Source organism: Paraburkholderia sp. BGA-UO-ETr-F21 (assembly GCF_059567925.1).
Window position 1 is genome coordinate 289,744 of the sequence record NZ_JCAQOY010000009.1, and the last position, 14,962, is coordinate 304,705.

Consider the following 14,962-nt stretch of genomic DNA (forward strand, 5'->3'; position numbering starts at 1 on the left):
AGGCCATTGAAGACGCGATGAAACGGAAATTTCATCGCGTGAAGCGACGTCAAAGCACGTTAAAGCTCATCCAGCCGATCGTGCGCCGCTTCGATCGCGCTCAGCCGTTTCTTCCCGCGATTCCCGGCGCGCTCAAAGATGCGCGTGATGAGCACATTGCACAGGCCCATTACCGCGACGTGACTGTCGAGCGGGCCGGGCGCGGATGTATCGCAATGCAGAGTCCAGGTCGCGCCGCGATGCGCAGGCGAGTATTGATCGGCGATATACAGAGTTCGGATGCCCGCACCCGTCACGTAATCGAGCACCGCCTGCGTTTGCGGCACGCGCCGGCGCATGCCGAACACGATAACCATGTCGCGCTCGTCAAGACCGGCGAGTTGCTCTCCGAGCGTCTCGCCGGCAGCGGGGAGCGTGACAGCGCGCTCGACGACCTGCTGGATCTGCCAGCGAAAGTAGCTGGCAAACGAGTGGCTGCTGCGGAATCCGAAGATCGCCACCTGACGCGCATCGACGACCGACCGCGCGATCTCATCGACGAGTTCGTCGGAGAGGCGCCCGAGCGTCGCAGTGAGATTTTGCACGCCCAGATTTATATGCGCGTCAAGCACGCTCGATGACTCCGACGACGCCGACAGGAACAAGGGCGAACCACGCTCCTTTTCGGTGCGGGCGTCGCGCCGCGCATCCTCGAAGGTGTCGTAGCCCAGACGACGCACAAAGCGGCTGACGGTCGCTTTCGAGACGCTCGCGAGTTGAGCGAGTTCCGCGCCTGTGTAACTCGCGAGATCGCCGGGAAACTCGAGGACGAAATCAGCGAGCCTTCGTTCGGTCGCGGGCATTTCATCCAGATGGAGTCGGATCCGGCCGACGAATGAACGCTCTGGCTGTGGCATGCAAGGTGATCGGAAGAAGAGTGGGTGAGTTCGGACGGAGTATAGACCCAGCCGCGTGGACGACGCATTGCTGTTGCTCGTGTTGCCGAGCGACGATTCGATGCGCGCGGCGGCGTTTTCCGGATGAGTGAGTTCTGTTAGCAGGCGGTCGCGAAACCTCGACTGCGGATGCAGCGAGAGTCCGATCGAAGCCAACCGGCGGTGACTGTCAATCGAGTCTGAGCGGACATCACATTGATTGGACAGCGCGGTTGAGCGCAACGGGTCGCTTGCTGCCAATCGCCGCCTTACGCGCAGCACGAAAGAATGCTTCATGGATAAGGCAGCAAGCGGCCAACAGGAAAGAGGTCGAGCTTCGTTCAAGATAGCAATTCGTCTCCCTATGCAAAGTCCCGGTATGGCTTGCAAAGGCGCAAAGAGTTGCATATGTTCATACGTAAGCCACCGATCACGAATCTGGAATCTCGCTGGCCGACCATTCACGTGAATGATCACTACCTCTGGAGAGCATCGGTCATGGTCGAGCAAAGGCGGATTCATGCTGTGATCCTCGCCGCAGTGATCGCCTTGGTTGCGCCGACTTGTCAGTCGGAAAACACCACCGACTGGCTGGCGAACACCTATGGCACCCTCGCCGCCCACGTGGGTAACACCGCGCGTTCCATGTGGGTCGCGCCCGAAGGCGTCATCTATACGGCTTCAATGTGGGACGAGTACGAGGGTGGCGTCGCTGTCTACCAGGCCGGCAAGAGCCTCGGCTCGATTGGAGCGCACGGAGAGTTTCAGGGCGGCGCGATCACCGGCAGCGCGACGTCGATCTTCGTGGCACTGCAGCCCGGCGGAACATACGGAAGTGGTGCGGTGGGCCGGTACAACCGCACCACGCGGACTCGCGATCTCCTGATTCAGGTTAGCGCATTTAACAACCTGCCCCGGGTCGACGTCGTCACTGGATTGGCCACGGCGGCCTCGCTCCTTTATGCGAGCGACTTCTATGGCAACCGCGTGCGGATATTCACCACTGACGGTGTCTGGAAGCGGGACATCAACGTCACGGGGCCGGGTGCCCTCGCGGTGGATGGCGCGGGCAACGTCTGGGTCGCACAGAAAGGCGAGGGCTCGGTCGTCGAGTTCAGTCCAACCGGCGCGCTGTTGAACACGATCCAGATGCCGGGTGGGGCGCGGCCATCGGCACTTTATTTCGATGCGTCATCGGGGCAACTCATGGTTGGGGACGAGGGCCCTGATATGAACATCAAGCGCTACAAGCTTTCGGGCACGCCAGCGCTGGCCGGTACATTCGGCATTCAGGGCGGTTATCTCGATTCCACGACGGGAATCAAAGGGCAGGTTGGCGACAAGCGCTTTACCCGCGTCACTGGCATCGGCAAGGACACCGCAGGCAACCTCTATGTGCTCAACAATCCGTGGGGTGGAAGCTGGGATCTCGGCCGCGACGGCGGCACTGACATTCACTCTTACAACAGTTCTGGTCGGCTGCAATGGAAGCTTCAGTCTCTCAACTTTGAGGGGATAGCCGCTGCGGACCCGGGTACTGACGGCGTCTACTTCTATGGCGGCACCAACATCTACGCCGGCACCGCAGGGGGAACCTTCGTAGCGAACACTGTCGATCCGTTCGACTATCCATCCGACCCGCGAATCAACATCAACGATCGCTCGCGGGACGAGCATTTCGGTCAGCTTGCCACCATCGGCGCAAACCGCATCCTTGTTGCATCCGGCCAGAATCCCGATACCTATTACTTCTTTCACTTCAATGCCGCGAATGGCTACATCGCAATACCGGACGCCACGCTTCCTGGTGCGGCGTTCCAGACGACCGCAGCGGTCAGGGCCGGCTTTTGCATTGACAGCAAAGGAGGCGTGTGGGCTGGCCTCGACAAGACCGGTTACATCTACCACTATCCGCTGATCGGCTTCGACGCCAGCGGCAAGCCAGCATGGGGGCCCGGCATCCCCATTCGCATTCCCGAGAGCATCAAGCCGTTGACGCGCATCGTCTACCTCGCGGATAGCGACACCATGATTCTCGGGCAGGGGATTGTTGGGAGTACGGACTGGACGTCGATAGGTACGCGGATCGAGGTGTATCACGGCTGGAGCGCGGGCAATACCACGACACCCAATCCGGTGATCAACCTCTCCCACACTGGCGCCAAGTCGATTGACGCGGCCGGCAGCTATCTGTTTGTCGGCTACTGGTTCGGTAGCGGGCAAGCTTTGCCGAACATCGACGCCATCAATCTCGCTACTGGCAACCTCGACACCACACTGGTCAACACTAGTACAGGTACTGTTGACGCCAGCAGCGCCATCGATTCGATGTACGGCGTCAGGGCATACCGTCGGTCGACGGGCGAGTACGTGGTCACGAAGAACAACGTTAAAGGTTCCAGCATTACCGTTTATCGCTGGACGCCCTGATCCTGCGTTTCGTTAGCAGGAGGGCGGCTTGTTATGACCGTTTCTGCTCTGCGGAGAGACTTACGGGTGAATGGCTACGTTGGAGAAAATCAAACGGCCGCTGGGGTCGACCTGCGGTGCTCATCATCTAGCTGAGTGCGGCCAAGAACAGCCGGTCAGGGATGGCACGGCAGCGTCCGTTGGCAGTATGGCAGGAGCCGTTCGTCCTTGGCATCAATCGAGCGAAGCTCGGAGCCGCTGCAGCACGGTTCCTGAGCAACGGCTGTTGCCTCATCGATCGAACTTGAAGCGCAGTTGACGATCCCTAGACATCTTTCGCATGAAGTGGGCGCCGGCAATCAACGGAATGCTTGCCGGCCATTGCATTCAAGTTACTTGTGCCAACACTTGCTGCGGGGCCAACACCTCTCCTCAATCAGAAGAGAGAGATTTCATTCGCTCGCTCACTTGGTCGTATAGCCACCGTTGATCAGAATGGTCTGCCCCGTAATCCACCACCCGTCGCTGACCAGATGGCGGACGAAGGGCACCACGTCCCCTGGATCGGTCAAGCCAGTCGTGGAGAACGGCGACAGTGCGGCGGCGGTCTTGTGATAAGCCACCGCGTCCGCGCCTTCGGCGGGATAGAAGAACGGCGTGTCCATGGGGCCGGGTCCGATGGCTGTCACCGAGATGCCACGCGCGCCGAATTCCTTGGCCGCCGCGCGAGTGAAATGTTCGACCGGTGCCTTGGTGCCCGCATAGGCAGCGTAAAACGGTGTGAACGCGCCAAGCAGCGACGTGACGAGCGTGACGATCTTGCCGTTGTCATTGACCTGCTTGCCTGCTTCCTTGAGGAAGAAGAACGCGGACTTTGAATTTACCGCCGTCATTTCATCGTACTCAGCCTCGGTGATGTCCACGAACGGTTTCTTCAACACCTTGCCCACCGTGTTGATCGCAATATCGGGGCGGCCGACGGCGGCGGCAACATCTGCGAACAACTTCTCGATCGCGCCGGCCGAGGTCAGATCCGCCTGAAATGCGACGGCCTTTGCGCCTGCCGCCTCGATCGCGGCAAGTGTCTCGTCTGCTGCGGCCTTCGAGCTCGCGCTGTTGTAGTGGATCGCGACTGCCTTTGCGCCCTGTGCCGCGAGATCCCGCGCAATCAGTCCACCGAGATTCTTCGCCCCGCCCGCAATCATGACGGTTTTGCCTGTGATGCTGTGGTTTGCCATGGTCCATTCCCAGTACCGAAGCCGCCCGATGCAGCCTCTCATCCTGCTGGATGATATATTCCAGGAAAATCATTTAAACCTGCTATTTCTGACATCACTGGTCAGAAAAGTCGAACAGTGGAAAAGGACCTTGGATCGTATTGACCTGTTTCGCGTATTCGCACGGGTTGTCGAATGCGCGAATTTCACGCGCGCGGCGGACACGCTCGGCCTGCCTCGCTCGTCGGTATCCGCGGCGATCCAGGAGCTGGAAGGGCGGATTGGCGCACGGCTGCTGCATCGGACAACCCGTAAGGTGTCGCCGACCCAGGACGGCGCCGCGCTCTATGAGCGCTGCCTGCGTCTGATCGCCGATGTCGAGGAGACCGAGAATCTGTTCCGGCACACATCGGTAGGACCGAGCGGCGTGCTGCACATCGACGTGCCAAGCCGTATAGGCCGGCTGATCATCGCACCCGCACTGCCGAAATTCCTCGTCTCTTATCCAAAAATCGACATCACGCTCAGTATGACCGATCGCACGATCGACCTTGTCGAAGAGCGAGTCGACTGTGTGCTGCGCGTAGGTAAGCCGCACGACTCCGGCATGATCGCGCGCCCCATTGGCGATCTGCCACTGATCAATGTTGCGAGCCCCCTCTATTTGTCCCATCACGGTACGCCTTGCACGCCCGACGACATGACGACCCACCAGGTCGTTCAGTATGCCTCGCCTTCGAGCGGGCGTAACGCGCCCTGGGAATGGCTCGACGGCGAGGCCGTAAAGACGCTGACAACGCACGGCCGTGTGACCGTTAACAGCGCGGAGGCGTATATCGCCTGCTGCCTTGCAGGACTCGGCTTGATCCAGATTCCTGCCTATGACGTGTATCAGCATCTACGTGCGGGCGAACTGATCGAGGTGATGCCCGAATACCGGGCTGCGCCAATGCCGATAAACTTGCTCTATCCGCATCGGCAACATCTGTCGCGCAGGGTTCAGGTGTTCGCCGACTGGCTTCATGAGTTGTTGAAAGGACAACTCGTTTGCGATTCAGGTGGAAGGAAGTGAAGCCGACCGATCAGGGCTTCGCTCCTTCCTGGCACAGCAGCGAACACGTTCAACAGCGTTTGATTGGCAAGGACTAATGCCGTAAAGGCGTGTTTCATGCGTCCGTTCCGTTGCAGAATGCGGACGCTGACAAACGTATCGCGACAGGCAGCTTAGGGTCGGCGGTCCGACGGGAACTTGACGAGCGTGGGCTATGGCGTAAGCCGTCGCGCAAAGGCTTTTCCGGCGGGGAGGAGGTACTCCTGCATCACGGGCGAATGGGTGGCAGATGCTCTGGCGGCCGGCGAGATTGTGGGTTCAGGCATGTTCGGATACAAAGTGCCTTTGGTGCACGAGTTTACCAGTGCGCAGCTTCATCGGGTTGCCCGTTCTTCTGTTGCCGGCCAGGAGCGGCCCTTCGCCCGTCCTGTCCTTGGTCATTCGAGTGGCCGCTACGCGTTGTGAAGAGCCACTGACGCCTCGACATGCCAGAGGTAGCCAAGGTAACGAATCCGTTGTCAGTCGATTATTAATAGAACCAGGTACCGCCGCTGAGCGCGCAAGCAGCCTGTGTGAGCGCCACTATGCGTCAAACCATTCGCCGAAACCGCGCGAACACTCTTCAGCGATAGGCGCCGCTCGATCAAGCATGACCTGCTCCTGTGCGCGAACTGACTCTCGCCAGTTTGTCGCAGACACGATTGCTTCAGCGAGCTCGGCAGCATCGAGCATGGCCAAATTGACGCCCGTGCCCATTGGCGGCATTACATGCGCGGCATCTCCCACCAGCGTCAGTCCCGACTTCACGGGCCACTTCGTCCCAGCAGGGAGACTAACGATCGGGCGAATGGCAGCGATGCGATCGGCGTCCTCGATAAGTGAACGCAAAGCGGGCGACCAGCCTGCGTATCGGGTCAGAAGGTCGCGCGTGCCCATCCCTGCCAAGGCTCGTTCCGATCGTTCGGTAGTGTCATTAGACGTTTTAAAGGCGGCGTACACGCGCACTACGGCATTGCCATTGCGCTGAGCAAAGATTCCTTTTTCTTCATGCAGTGCGAGGAGCGTGCCGCGCCCGACGAATCGTGCAATTGCCGGGTGCTTGCGGTCCACGTCAGTAATCCATAGCTCAACAAAAGTTACGCCAGTGTAGACCGGACGTGCGTTGGTTAGTGTAGTCCTCACTGCCGAGCCGGCGCCATCTGCACCGATTACGAGGTCGCATTCATGCACCGCCCCGCCTTGCAGACGCACCGACCAGCGCCCGTTAGCTGCCTCGACGACATCGACAACGCGAGCGCCCCAGACGACAATCTCCGGTGGAAGCGGATCAAGCAACATCTTGCGCAACACGACCCGGTCGATCTCTGGACGTGTTCCCGTTCCTGGTTCTGGAATCTCTTCGCGCAGAACAACGCCTGTCAAGGCATCGACAACTCTTTGCTCCTGATCGTCGTGGCGGGCAAGAGCAAGAAAGGGCTCCAGCAAACCTGCCTTTCGTAACGCCAGTTGCCCTTCATGCGGGTGCAGATCCAATGTGCCACCCTGATCTCGCGAAGAGAGGGAGGCATCGGCTTCGAGTACGGTCACGTTGAGTCCGTGCTGCCAAAGCATGTTCGCGGCGACAAGCCCGGCTGGGCCACCGCCTGCAATCAGGACAGATGGTTTCGACGACATATTGGTTCTGTTGGTAGGCAATAGATAAAAGGCTCGACAAGGTTTGAAGATTAACCGTCGTGAGCCTTGATCGGCTATCGATATCTGGTCAAAATACACTGAATATCGGCCAACCTGGAATACTACGGCGATGCCCGCTACCGAACCAATCAAGTCCAACCCATTACCTCCGGGTGCGACGGACGCAATGGATCTGTTCGCACGCGAGACCTCGCCGAAGGGCAAACGCCGCACCGGCTTTCACCGGCATCCGGAGGGGCAGCTCATCTATATTGTTACGGGCCGCTTGCAGATTCGAACGGAGGTCAGTGCGTGGCTGTTGCCGCCGAGGCGTGCGATCTGGATCCCGCCCAACCTCATGCATACCGGCGACTTGCGGGGCGTCAAAGCGTGGTCGCACATCCTGCTGCCGCCTAAACGCTGCCGTTTGCTACCGGAGCTGCCGCAGGTACTGGCGGTCGGATCGTTGCTCGAAGCGCTGATACAGCGCATCGCACCGTGGGACCATACTGTCGCGCGAACACCCGAAGAAGCGCGGATTGTCTCCGTGCTGATCGATGAAATCCGTGCGGCAGAGCATGAACCGCTGCACCTTCCCATACCAAGCGACAAACGTCTGCTTAGGATGGTCAACATCGTGCTGAACGAGTTGAGTCGGGAACACTCTTTGGAAGCACTGTCGTCGATGGCCGGCCTGTCGGCGAGAACCGCTCGGCGCCTGTTTGCTGCTTCGCTCGGCATATCGTTGGCCGAGTGGCGACAGCAGGCGCTGCTACTGCGTGCGATCGATCTGCTTGCGCAGGGCGAGTCCGTGTCGGCGGTGGCAGATGTCCTGGGCTATGCCAGCCCGAGCAGTTTCATTGCGATGTTCCGCATTGCCTTCGGCGTGACACCCGGAAAATATGTCAGGGCTGGCGGCTAGGATGTCTGATCTTGACGCCCTGGCGAAAGCGTTCAGTTTGCCAGCGCGGCAAATAGCGCGTTTGGTGTGTCGCCCCAAGAACGTCTCATTCGTATGGCGACACGGGGCCCGTCCGGATGACTGCTTTGCTCTACTATCCGCCTTTGCAATACCAGGCGCTCGACCGGCAGAAGTGGGTCATTCACGGACCTCCGTTGGCGCAGGTCACATCTTACGGTGCAGAGAACAACAATTTCGGACATCAGGCGCAGCGCAACGCGTGGACTCCGAAGAGTATCATGTCACCCGTTGGGCGCACCCTTGAGCCAAAGCGTCGTAACATCTCGACACGTCGCTACTCGCGGTCGAACCGCACGGCTCCGATCTGGGGCACCGTGGCCCATTCAAACACACCGTGCCACGCGTCAAAATTGCGAAGTTAGTCTTTGCCGCATTGTCGGCGATGGTTGAAGAAAAGCGCTTTTTGAAAGTCCTGGAAACCAGAACAAAGGGGAATGCCATGGCGAAGTGCGATCGCAATCACGAGGTTATCTTCAGCGGAGGCCGTCGGCAGTTTCTCGGCTACACCGGCGCCGGGGTGCTCGCGGCGGTGCTGCCCGGCTGCGGTAACAACGACATCCATTCGACGCCTTATCAGCAAACCATCGCGCTTGGTCAACAGATGATCCAGCAGGCCGTCAGCGATCCAGCGAATCCCGTTGCGGCAATCTCGGTCGCGATGGTCAAGGGCAACACGGTGGTCTGGCAGCAGGCGTTCGGGTTGGCGTCGGTGCCGGGGCAGATCAAGGCAACGCCGCAAACGCGTTTTAACATCGGTTCGGTCAGCAAGTTGTTTCCGGCGCTGGCGGCGGCGATCCTCGTCGATCGCGGGCTGATCACGCTCGACACACCGATCGTCAGATATTTGCCGACCTTCACGATGCTGTCGCCGGAATTCGCGCAGATCACCACGCGTCATCTGCTGTCGCATGCGTCCGGTCTGCCTGGCACGAATGGGCGCAATCTCTTCACGTTTGAGCCGGTCGCCGGCTACGCCGCCGACACCCAAGCCGAACTCGCCAACTCGCACCTGAAGCATCTCCCCGGTGAGTTGGCCGTCTATTGCAACGACGGCTTCACGATGGTCGAGCAGATCGTGCTCGCCATGACGGGGCAGAGCTTCGCGGACTTCGTCCAGTCGGCGATTCTCGCGCCGCTGAAAATGACCCAATCCAGCTATCTGACGAGCGTGCCGTCCAGCGGATCGTTCTCGCTGCCGTACGTGAACGGCACGCAGCATCAGGAATTCGTCAATGCGTACGCAACCGGCGGACTGAGCTCGACGCCCTCCGACATGATGAATCTCGCGCAGATGATCTACGGCGGTGGCGTGTTCCAGGGACAGCGCATCGTGTCTGCAGCGGGCATCGCGCAGATGGGTATGGATCAGACAAAAAGCCTGACGATCAACCCGTCGCCGGAATGGCGCTGGGGTCTCGGCTGGGACACGGTCGTGCAGCCGGCGCTCAACGCCGCAGGCGTACTGGGCTGGGAAAAGGACGGCGGCACCGCGTTCTACTCGACCGAATTTTTCGTCGTGCCCAACTCGCAGTTCGCGCTACTGGTAACCGGCAATGCGGGCTACAACGCCCGCGCGATTGCCGAAACGCTGGTGCTGTCGGCGTTGAAGGAAGATGGCACGATTCCGTCGCTGCCAGCGAAGCTCGGTACCACGGCGCCGCCGGTCGCATCGGGGCCGGGCGTTGCGAGCGGCGCGGGCATCTACGGCAATTCCGATTCGCCGTACCAGGTGCTCGCCAACGCGGACGGTAGTCTGCAGATCAACCAGTGGGACCCCGATACGCGAGGCTGGGCGCAGATCGGCGCATATCAGTATCGCAGCGACGGCTGGTGGTGGAGCGATACCGATACGGCGTCATATCGCTTCGCCGTCGTGTCGGGCAACGACAGTGAAGGAAGTGCGTTCAGCTTTCGCTATCTGATGAAGCGGGTCGTGCCGGGCGCGGGCTATGCGTATCTGACGCTGCCGGTCGGCCAGCAACTCGCACCGTTGGCGGCGCTCGACAGCGCGTGGCAGCAACGCGTCGGCACGCAATGGACATTGACCAACGATTCGCCGAGCGCAGTGCCGATTGCCGTTCTTGGCAATCCGCCGGCGTTTTTCACGACACTCGCTGAACTTCCTGGCTACGTGCTGTACGGCAACGAAGATCTTCGCTATCAACTGTTCGTGCCGGTGAGCGATACGCTCGGCGGCATGTCGATCAAAGTGCCGGGCAATTTTGGACGCGACCTTTACGAAATCCGGTTTGCGTCGACCAGTGCGACGACGCTGACGATCGGCAGTTCGATCTACGCGCGAATCTGATGGGGAGACGTGAAGCAAGGTGGTTATCGCACCTCGAGAGCCGACCTTCACGTCGGGAGATCCACTTTCACCACTGCGATGAGCGCTGACTAACAGATTAGAGCGTTCACCGCGGGTCCGCCGCGCGCTGTCCAATTGCGAAACGAATGACCGTAACTCAAAAAATCCGCCGATGAATTTATGACGTGTGTCATTGTCCTTCGTGATTTCGCCACAGGCGTGTCGGCTGACTGAAGCGGAGTCGCCTTCTGGCTACCGCTCGATATAGCCCCGCTTTTGCGAAGCAGTGCGACCAGCCGCTATCAGTTGATGAAGCGCTTCGTTCGGTAGCCGGATCGGTGTCGCGTCTGTAACCAGCGAACGATCAATGGGCCCTTTTCTGCAAACCGACCAATGCCGCCGTACCGATTGCATATGGGGAGACGCTCGAACTTGGGTATCCGTCGCAGACGCAGAACTATCGACATGAAGCCGAACTCGCGGCAGTGGTCAGCAAGTCGGCACGGTGAAGTCTGGCGATTTAAAGACTGAAGGCGTTGAGCGTCTCGGTGAGCTGGCCTTCTTCATCGCTTCATTCTACGGCCCCGTCTCCGGCAACTTGACAGTGCCGTTGGCCCGTATCTGAGAAGGACATTCAACCGCCGGTTCCTACCAGGAAGTGGCCTTCATGGGCACACGAGCTATCAAGATCGCCGCGAAACCTGGCTCGGGCATGGGCCCGTCGACTGGCGAATCTGCAATTGCGCATGCACCTCGTGTCCACGTTGAACTGGTTTGCCTTCGAGTGCGTCGAGCAGGTGTTGCGCCGCAAGCCTTCCAATCTCGGCGGTGTTTACCCGCATGGTCGTGAGCGCGGGACGCATCTCTTTGGCGATCGCGAGATCGTCGAAGCCCGTCACGGACAATTCGCCTGGAACGGCAATTCCAAGATCTTCGGCTTCGCGCAGCACGCCCAATGCAATGTGGTCGTTGCCGCAGATAATCGCGCTCGGGTGCTCGCCTGCCGATTGCCAGATCGAGCGCAAGCTGCGCCGCCCGAATTCGATCGTTGATTCGCCTTCGAACAGGTGCTCCGGCCTGACGGCGAGGCCGTGGCGTTCGAGCGCCGAGCGAATGCCCGCGAGGCGCGCCTGCACGCGGTCGTTGTCGCGAGTCGGCTGAATGCAGACCGCGAACGAGCGGTGGCCAAGGCCAATCAGATGTTCCGTTATTTCAACGTAGGCCGCGTGATTGTCGAAGCCGATACAGTCGTGTGGGCTGCCCTCGCGATACGCATACGTGACCGCATAAGGCACCCGATAGAGCCGCAATGCATCGAACAGTTCGGCCGGATGCGCCTCGCCGACGATCGCCATCGCCTCGACGCCGCGCGCCAGCATCGCGCGCACCTGCACGATCGCCTGAGCGGGGTCGTAGTTCGAGCAGCCGAGCACGAGCGTAATGCCGCGCGCCGCGAACGCCGCCTGCATGGCGCTCACCTGCGAGGCGAACACCTGATCGTCGAGCGTCGGAATGATGATGCCGGCGATATGGCTGCGCGTGGACGCGAGCGCGCGTCCCGCCGCATTCGGAAACCAGTTAAGCGTAAGCGCGGCGTGCTCGACGCGCTCGCGCACGCTGGCCGAGACTTTGTCCGGCTCGTTGTACACCCGCGACACCGTCGCCGTGGATACCCCCGCGAGCTTCGCGACATCCGAGAGCACGGTGCGTCCTGTGTTGCGGCGAGCGCGGCTCGTCGGCGTTCGGGCCGGGGCCGTATCGGAAGCGGGCGCGGGAGAATCAAAGGAGCGGGGCATCGGATCAGGAAGTGACGGTTGTACGAAGGCGGATGCAGCAAGCGCCGTCATCATACCGTTGCGGCGTTCCGCCGGGTGCGCGCGCGTTTGGGCTCATGCGGGCGCCGAGAGCGCGGCGATACGCGAACGGAAATGTCCGGTGCCGGCGACGATCTTGTCGAGCACCGCATCGAGCGCCCAGAAGCGCTCGCGAACGTCGTAGTCGATCACGCGGCAGCGAATCGACTCGAACGTGCCGATGCGCTGATGGTAAATCTTCGCGAGCGCCGGATAGCCCAGCGCTTCAGAAACCGCGGAGACCACGAGAAACGTCGACAGTTCCTCCGCGAGTGCTGGGTCCTGAGCGGCATCGTTGCGCAGCCACTTGTAGAGGTCCGGGTGAAAGTTCGTGAACACGCCGTTGAAGCCTGCCGAGCCGGCCTTCATCGCGTCCCACGCGATCGCTGCGTTGGCGTTCAGGATCTTCAGCGGCGAACCCTGCGCCATCGCGACACGCCGTTTGACGGTCTGGAGATCGCAACTCACGTCCTTTAGCATGATGAAGCGGCCGGTGTCGATGCACATCTTCAGTTCGTCATCGGAGAGCAGCCGCCGATACGGCGCCGGGCATTCGTAAAGGCCGAGCGGAATGTCCGACGGAAGGCGCTCGAGAAGGCGCATGAGATTGGCCGTGAAGACCTCCGTTCCCTCTTGCTTCGGATCGAGCCGGTTCGTCACGAGCACGATGCCTTGCGCGCCCGTCGATGCGGCGACGCCGAGTTCTTCCGCCTGCGCATCGGGATCGTCGCTGATGTGGCCGGAGACCACGACGGGAATGCGGCCCGCCACTTTCTCTACGACGAACCGGCCGAGTTCGCCACGCTCGGCGAGGCTCAGGAACTGCATCTCGCTCGACTGCGCAACGGCGAAGAGCGCGTTCGAGCCGTGCGCGATGTACCACTCGATCAGACGTTCAAGGCCGGCATAGTCGATCGCGCCGGAAGCGTCGAACGGTGTCAGCATCACGGGAACGATGCCTTCGATTGAAGGAGGGGAGTGCGTGGCACTTGTCATGGTTATCTCTCTGAATGGGTTGAATGGAGCTCGGCGCGCGCTCTCGTCACGCCTGCGCGCTAAAAGCTTCGACGTGTGCGGGCTTGTCCTCGATCGGCTTGCGTACGAGCAGCAGGTAGCTCATCGCACCGATGAACGCGATGCCTGCCGCCGTCAGCAGCGCGGGCACAAAAGACCAGGTCTGCGCGATGTAGCCGGTCAGAATGGGGGCGAGGGCGCCGCCCAGGAAGCCGCCGAAATTCTGGATCGCGCCGAGCGAGCCGACGCGGTTTGGCGGCGCGGCGGCGGTCGCGAGCGCCCAGGAACTGGCTGAAGCGGCGTTGGCCAGGAAGATCACCACCGAGATGCACGCGATCGCGATCATATTGCTCTCGACGAGCGCCGCCGGAATTGTGAACGCGACCATGCCGAGCATCGCGATCACCACGGCGTTGCGGCGGCTCCCGACCGGATTCGTGCTGCGGCTCGTCATGAGATCCGAGAACCAGCCGGCCGTGAGCGAGCCAAGAAAGCCGCAGAAGAAGGGAATCGATGCCGCGACGCCTGTATGCATGAGGCTCATGTGGCGTTCCATCGTCAGGTAGCCTGGCAGCCATGTCAGATACACCCAGTTGAGGTAGACGGAGCCGAAAAAGCCGATCAGCATGCCCCAGGTCGTGCCGTGCGAAAAAAGCGAACGCCATTCGGCGAAGGTGAGCGACTGCGCGGGCCTGCGATCCGCCTCGTCACCTTCGAGATAACGGCGCTCTTCTTGGGTCATCGTGGCCTTCGCCGGATCGCGATACACCGCAAGCCATACGACCGCCACGATCAGGCCGACGATGCCCGTCACGATGAACGCCCAGCGCCAATTGAAATTCACAACGAGAATCGACAGGCAGAGCGGCGCGAGCGCCGTGCCGAGCGGGGACGCCGAGTTGAAGATGCCAGTCGGCTTGCCGCGAGCGCGCAGTGGAAACCAGTTGCTGACGACGCGCGCCGCCGACGGAAACTGCGGCGCCTCGCCGATGCCGAGCACGATCCGCGCAAGGATGAACCAGCCGAAGGTCGAGACGAAGCCCCCAGCGGCCTGCGCAAGCGACCAGACGATCAGGCCGAGGCCGAGCAGCTTGCGCGGCCCGACGCGGTCGACGAGACCGCCCACCGGCAATTGAAATAGCGCGTAGCTCCAGGAAAACGCGGAGAGCAGCAGCCCCATCTGACCCAGCGACAAGCCGAGATCATGGCGGATCAGCGGATTGGCCACGGCAAGCGTGCCACGGTCCAGATAGTTGACGATGCCGCTGACCATCAACAGCGTCAGCGCTACGGTCTGGGCGCGGCGAATTCTTGGTGGTGCCGCCTCGGGGCGAGGGCTCGTGCTCATGATCGTTGTCTCCGGTTCATGTATTCGGTTGAATTGAGGCGGGCCGCGCCGATGCGTTGTCGGGCGGCTTGGCGTTGCGCGTTTACTTCGGCGCGCATGGGGATCGAAGTTTGCGTTCCGCGGCGCATTACGCTACGCGATCAATCCGGCCCCAAAAAATGGTAGCGCTTACATTTCATGTGATGGCCGCGA

10 protein-coding genes and 1 pseudogene are annotated in these 14,962 nt (G+C 60.8%); 5 read left to right on the plus strand and 6 right to left on the minus strand.

The features are described 5' to 3' along the window. Positions 1-59 precede the first annotated feature (59 nt). Positions 60-1,322, minus strand: a complete 1,263-nt coding sequence (locus AC57B1_RS09420) for a MurR/RpiR family transcriptional regulator (protein WP_496417351.1) — start codon at positions 1,320-1,322, stop codon at positions 60-62. Between the two features lie 90 nt (positions 1,323-1,412). On the opposite strand from AC57B1_RS09420, the gene AC57B1_RS09425 reads away from it, so the two are divergent. Next, on the plus strand, positions 1,413-3,344 hold the full coding sequence (locus tag AC57B1_RS09425) for an SMP-30/gluconolactonase/LRE family protein (protein ID WP_496417381.1): 1,932 nt from the start codon (positions 1,413-1,415) through the stop codon (positions 3,342-3,344). A 443-nt stretch (positions 3,345-3,787) separates the two neighbouring features. Here AC57B1_RS09425 and AC57B1_RS09430 read toward each other — a convergent pair whose 3' ends face one another. Next, the gene (locus AC57B1_RS09430; protein ID WP_496417352.1) at positions 3,788-4,561 is read right to left on the minus strand and encodes an SDR family oxidoreductase; all 774 of its coding nucleotides are present in this window, start codon (positions 4,559-4,561) and stop codon (positions 3,788-3,790) included. A 130-nt stretch (positions 4,562-4,691) separates the two neighbouring features. On the opposite strand from AC57B1_RS09430, the gene AC57B1_RS09435 reads away from it, so the two are divergent. Further along, on the plus strand, positions 4,692-5,612 hold the full coding sequence (locus tag AC57B1_RS09435) for a LysR family transcriptional regulator (protein WP_408351380.1): 921 nt from the start codon (positions 4,692-4,694) through the stop codon (positions 5,610-5,612). Between the two features lie 561 nt (positions 5,613-6,173). Here AC57B1_RS09435 and AC57B1_RS09440 read toward each other — a convergent pair. After that, on the minus strand, positions 6,174-7,424 hold the full coding sequence (locus tag AC57B1_RS09440) for an FAD-dependent oxidoreductase (protein ID WP_496417353.1): 1,251 nt from the start codon (positions 7,422-7,424) through the stop codon (positions 6,174-6,176). Positions 7,425-7,452: 28 nt separating this feature from the next. Between AC57B1_RS09440 and AC57B1_RS09445 the strand changes: the two genes are divergently transcribed. The 3 genes and pseudogenes from AC57B1_RS09445 to AC57B1_RS09455 form a co-directional block, all read left to right on the plus strand. Continuing rightward, positions 7,453-8,187 (plus strand): AraC family transcriptional regulator, encoded by a 735-nt coding sequence (locus AC57B1_RS09445; RefSeq protein WP_408351239.1) that lies wholly within the window; start codon positions 7,453-7,455, stop codon positions 8,185-8,187. 499 nt (positions 8,188-8,686) lie between these two features. Further along, positions 8,687-10,555, plus strand: coding sequence for a serine hydrolase domain-containing protein (locus AC57B1_RS09450; RefSeq protein WP_496417354.1), 1,869 nt, complete (start codon positions 8,687-8,689; stop codon positions 10,553-10,555). Between the two features lie 377 nt (positions 10,556-10,932). Further along, positions 10,933-11,052: pseudogene (locus AC57B1_RS09455) on the plus strand (fumarylacetoacetate hydrolase family protein); the annotation flags it as partial. A 186-nt stretch (positions 11,053-11,238) separates the two neighbouring features. Here the strand turns inward: AC57B1_RS09455 and AC57B1_RS09460 are convergent. From AC57B1_RS09460 to AC57B1_RS09470, 3 genes are all read right to left on the minus strand, one after another. Further along, complete coding sequence (locus AC57B1_RS09460; protein ID WP_496417355.1) at positions 11,239-12,351, minus strand: LacI family DNA-binding transcriptional regulator; 1,113 nt, start codon at positions 12,349-12,351, stop codon at positions 11,239-11,241. 93 nt (positions 12,352-12,444) lie between these two features. Next, positions 12,445-13,404 (minus strand): dihydrodipicolinate synthase family protein, encoded by a 960-nt coding sequence (locus AC57B1_RS09465; RefSeq protein WP_496417356.1) that lies wholly within the window; start codon positions 13,402-13,404, stop codon positions 12,445-12,447. A gap of 46 nt (positions 13,405-13,450) precedes the next feature. After that, a complete protein-coding gene (locus tag AC57B1_RS09470) occupies positions 13,451-14,770 on the minus strand; it encodes an MFS transporter (RefSeq protein ID WP_496417357.1) in 1,320 nt (439 codons plus the stop codon). Positions 14,771-14,962 lie beyond the last annotated feature (192 nt).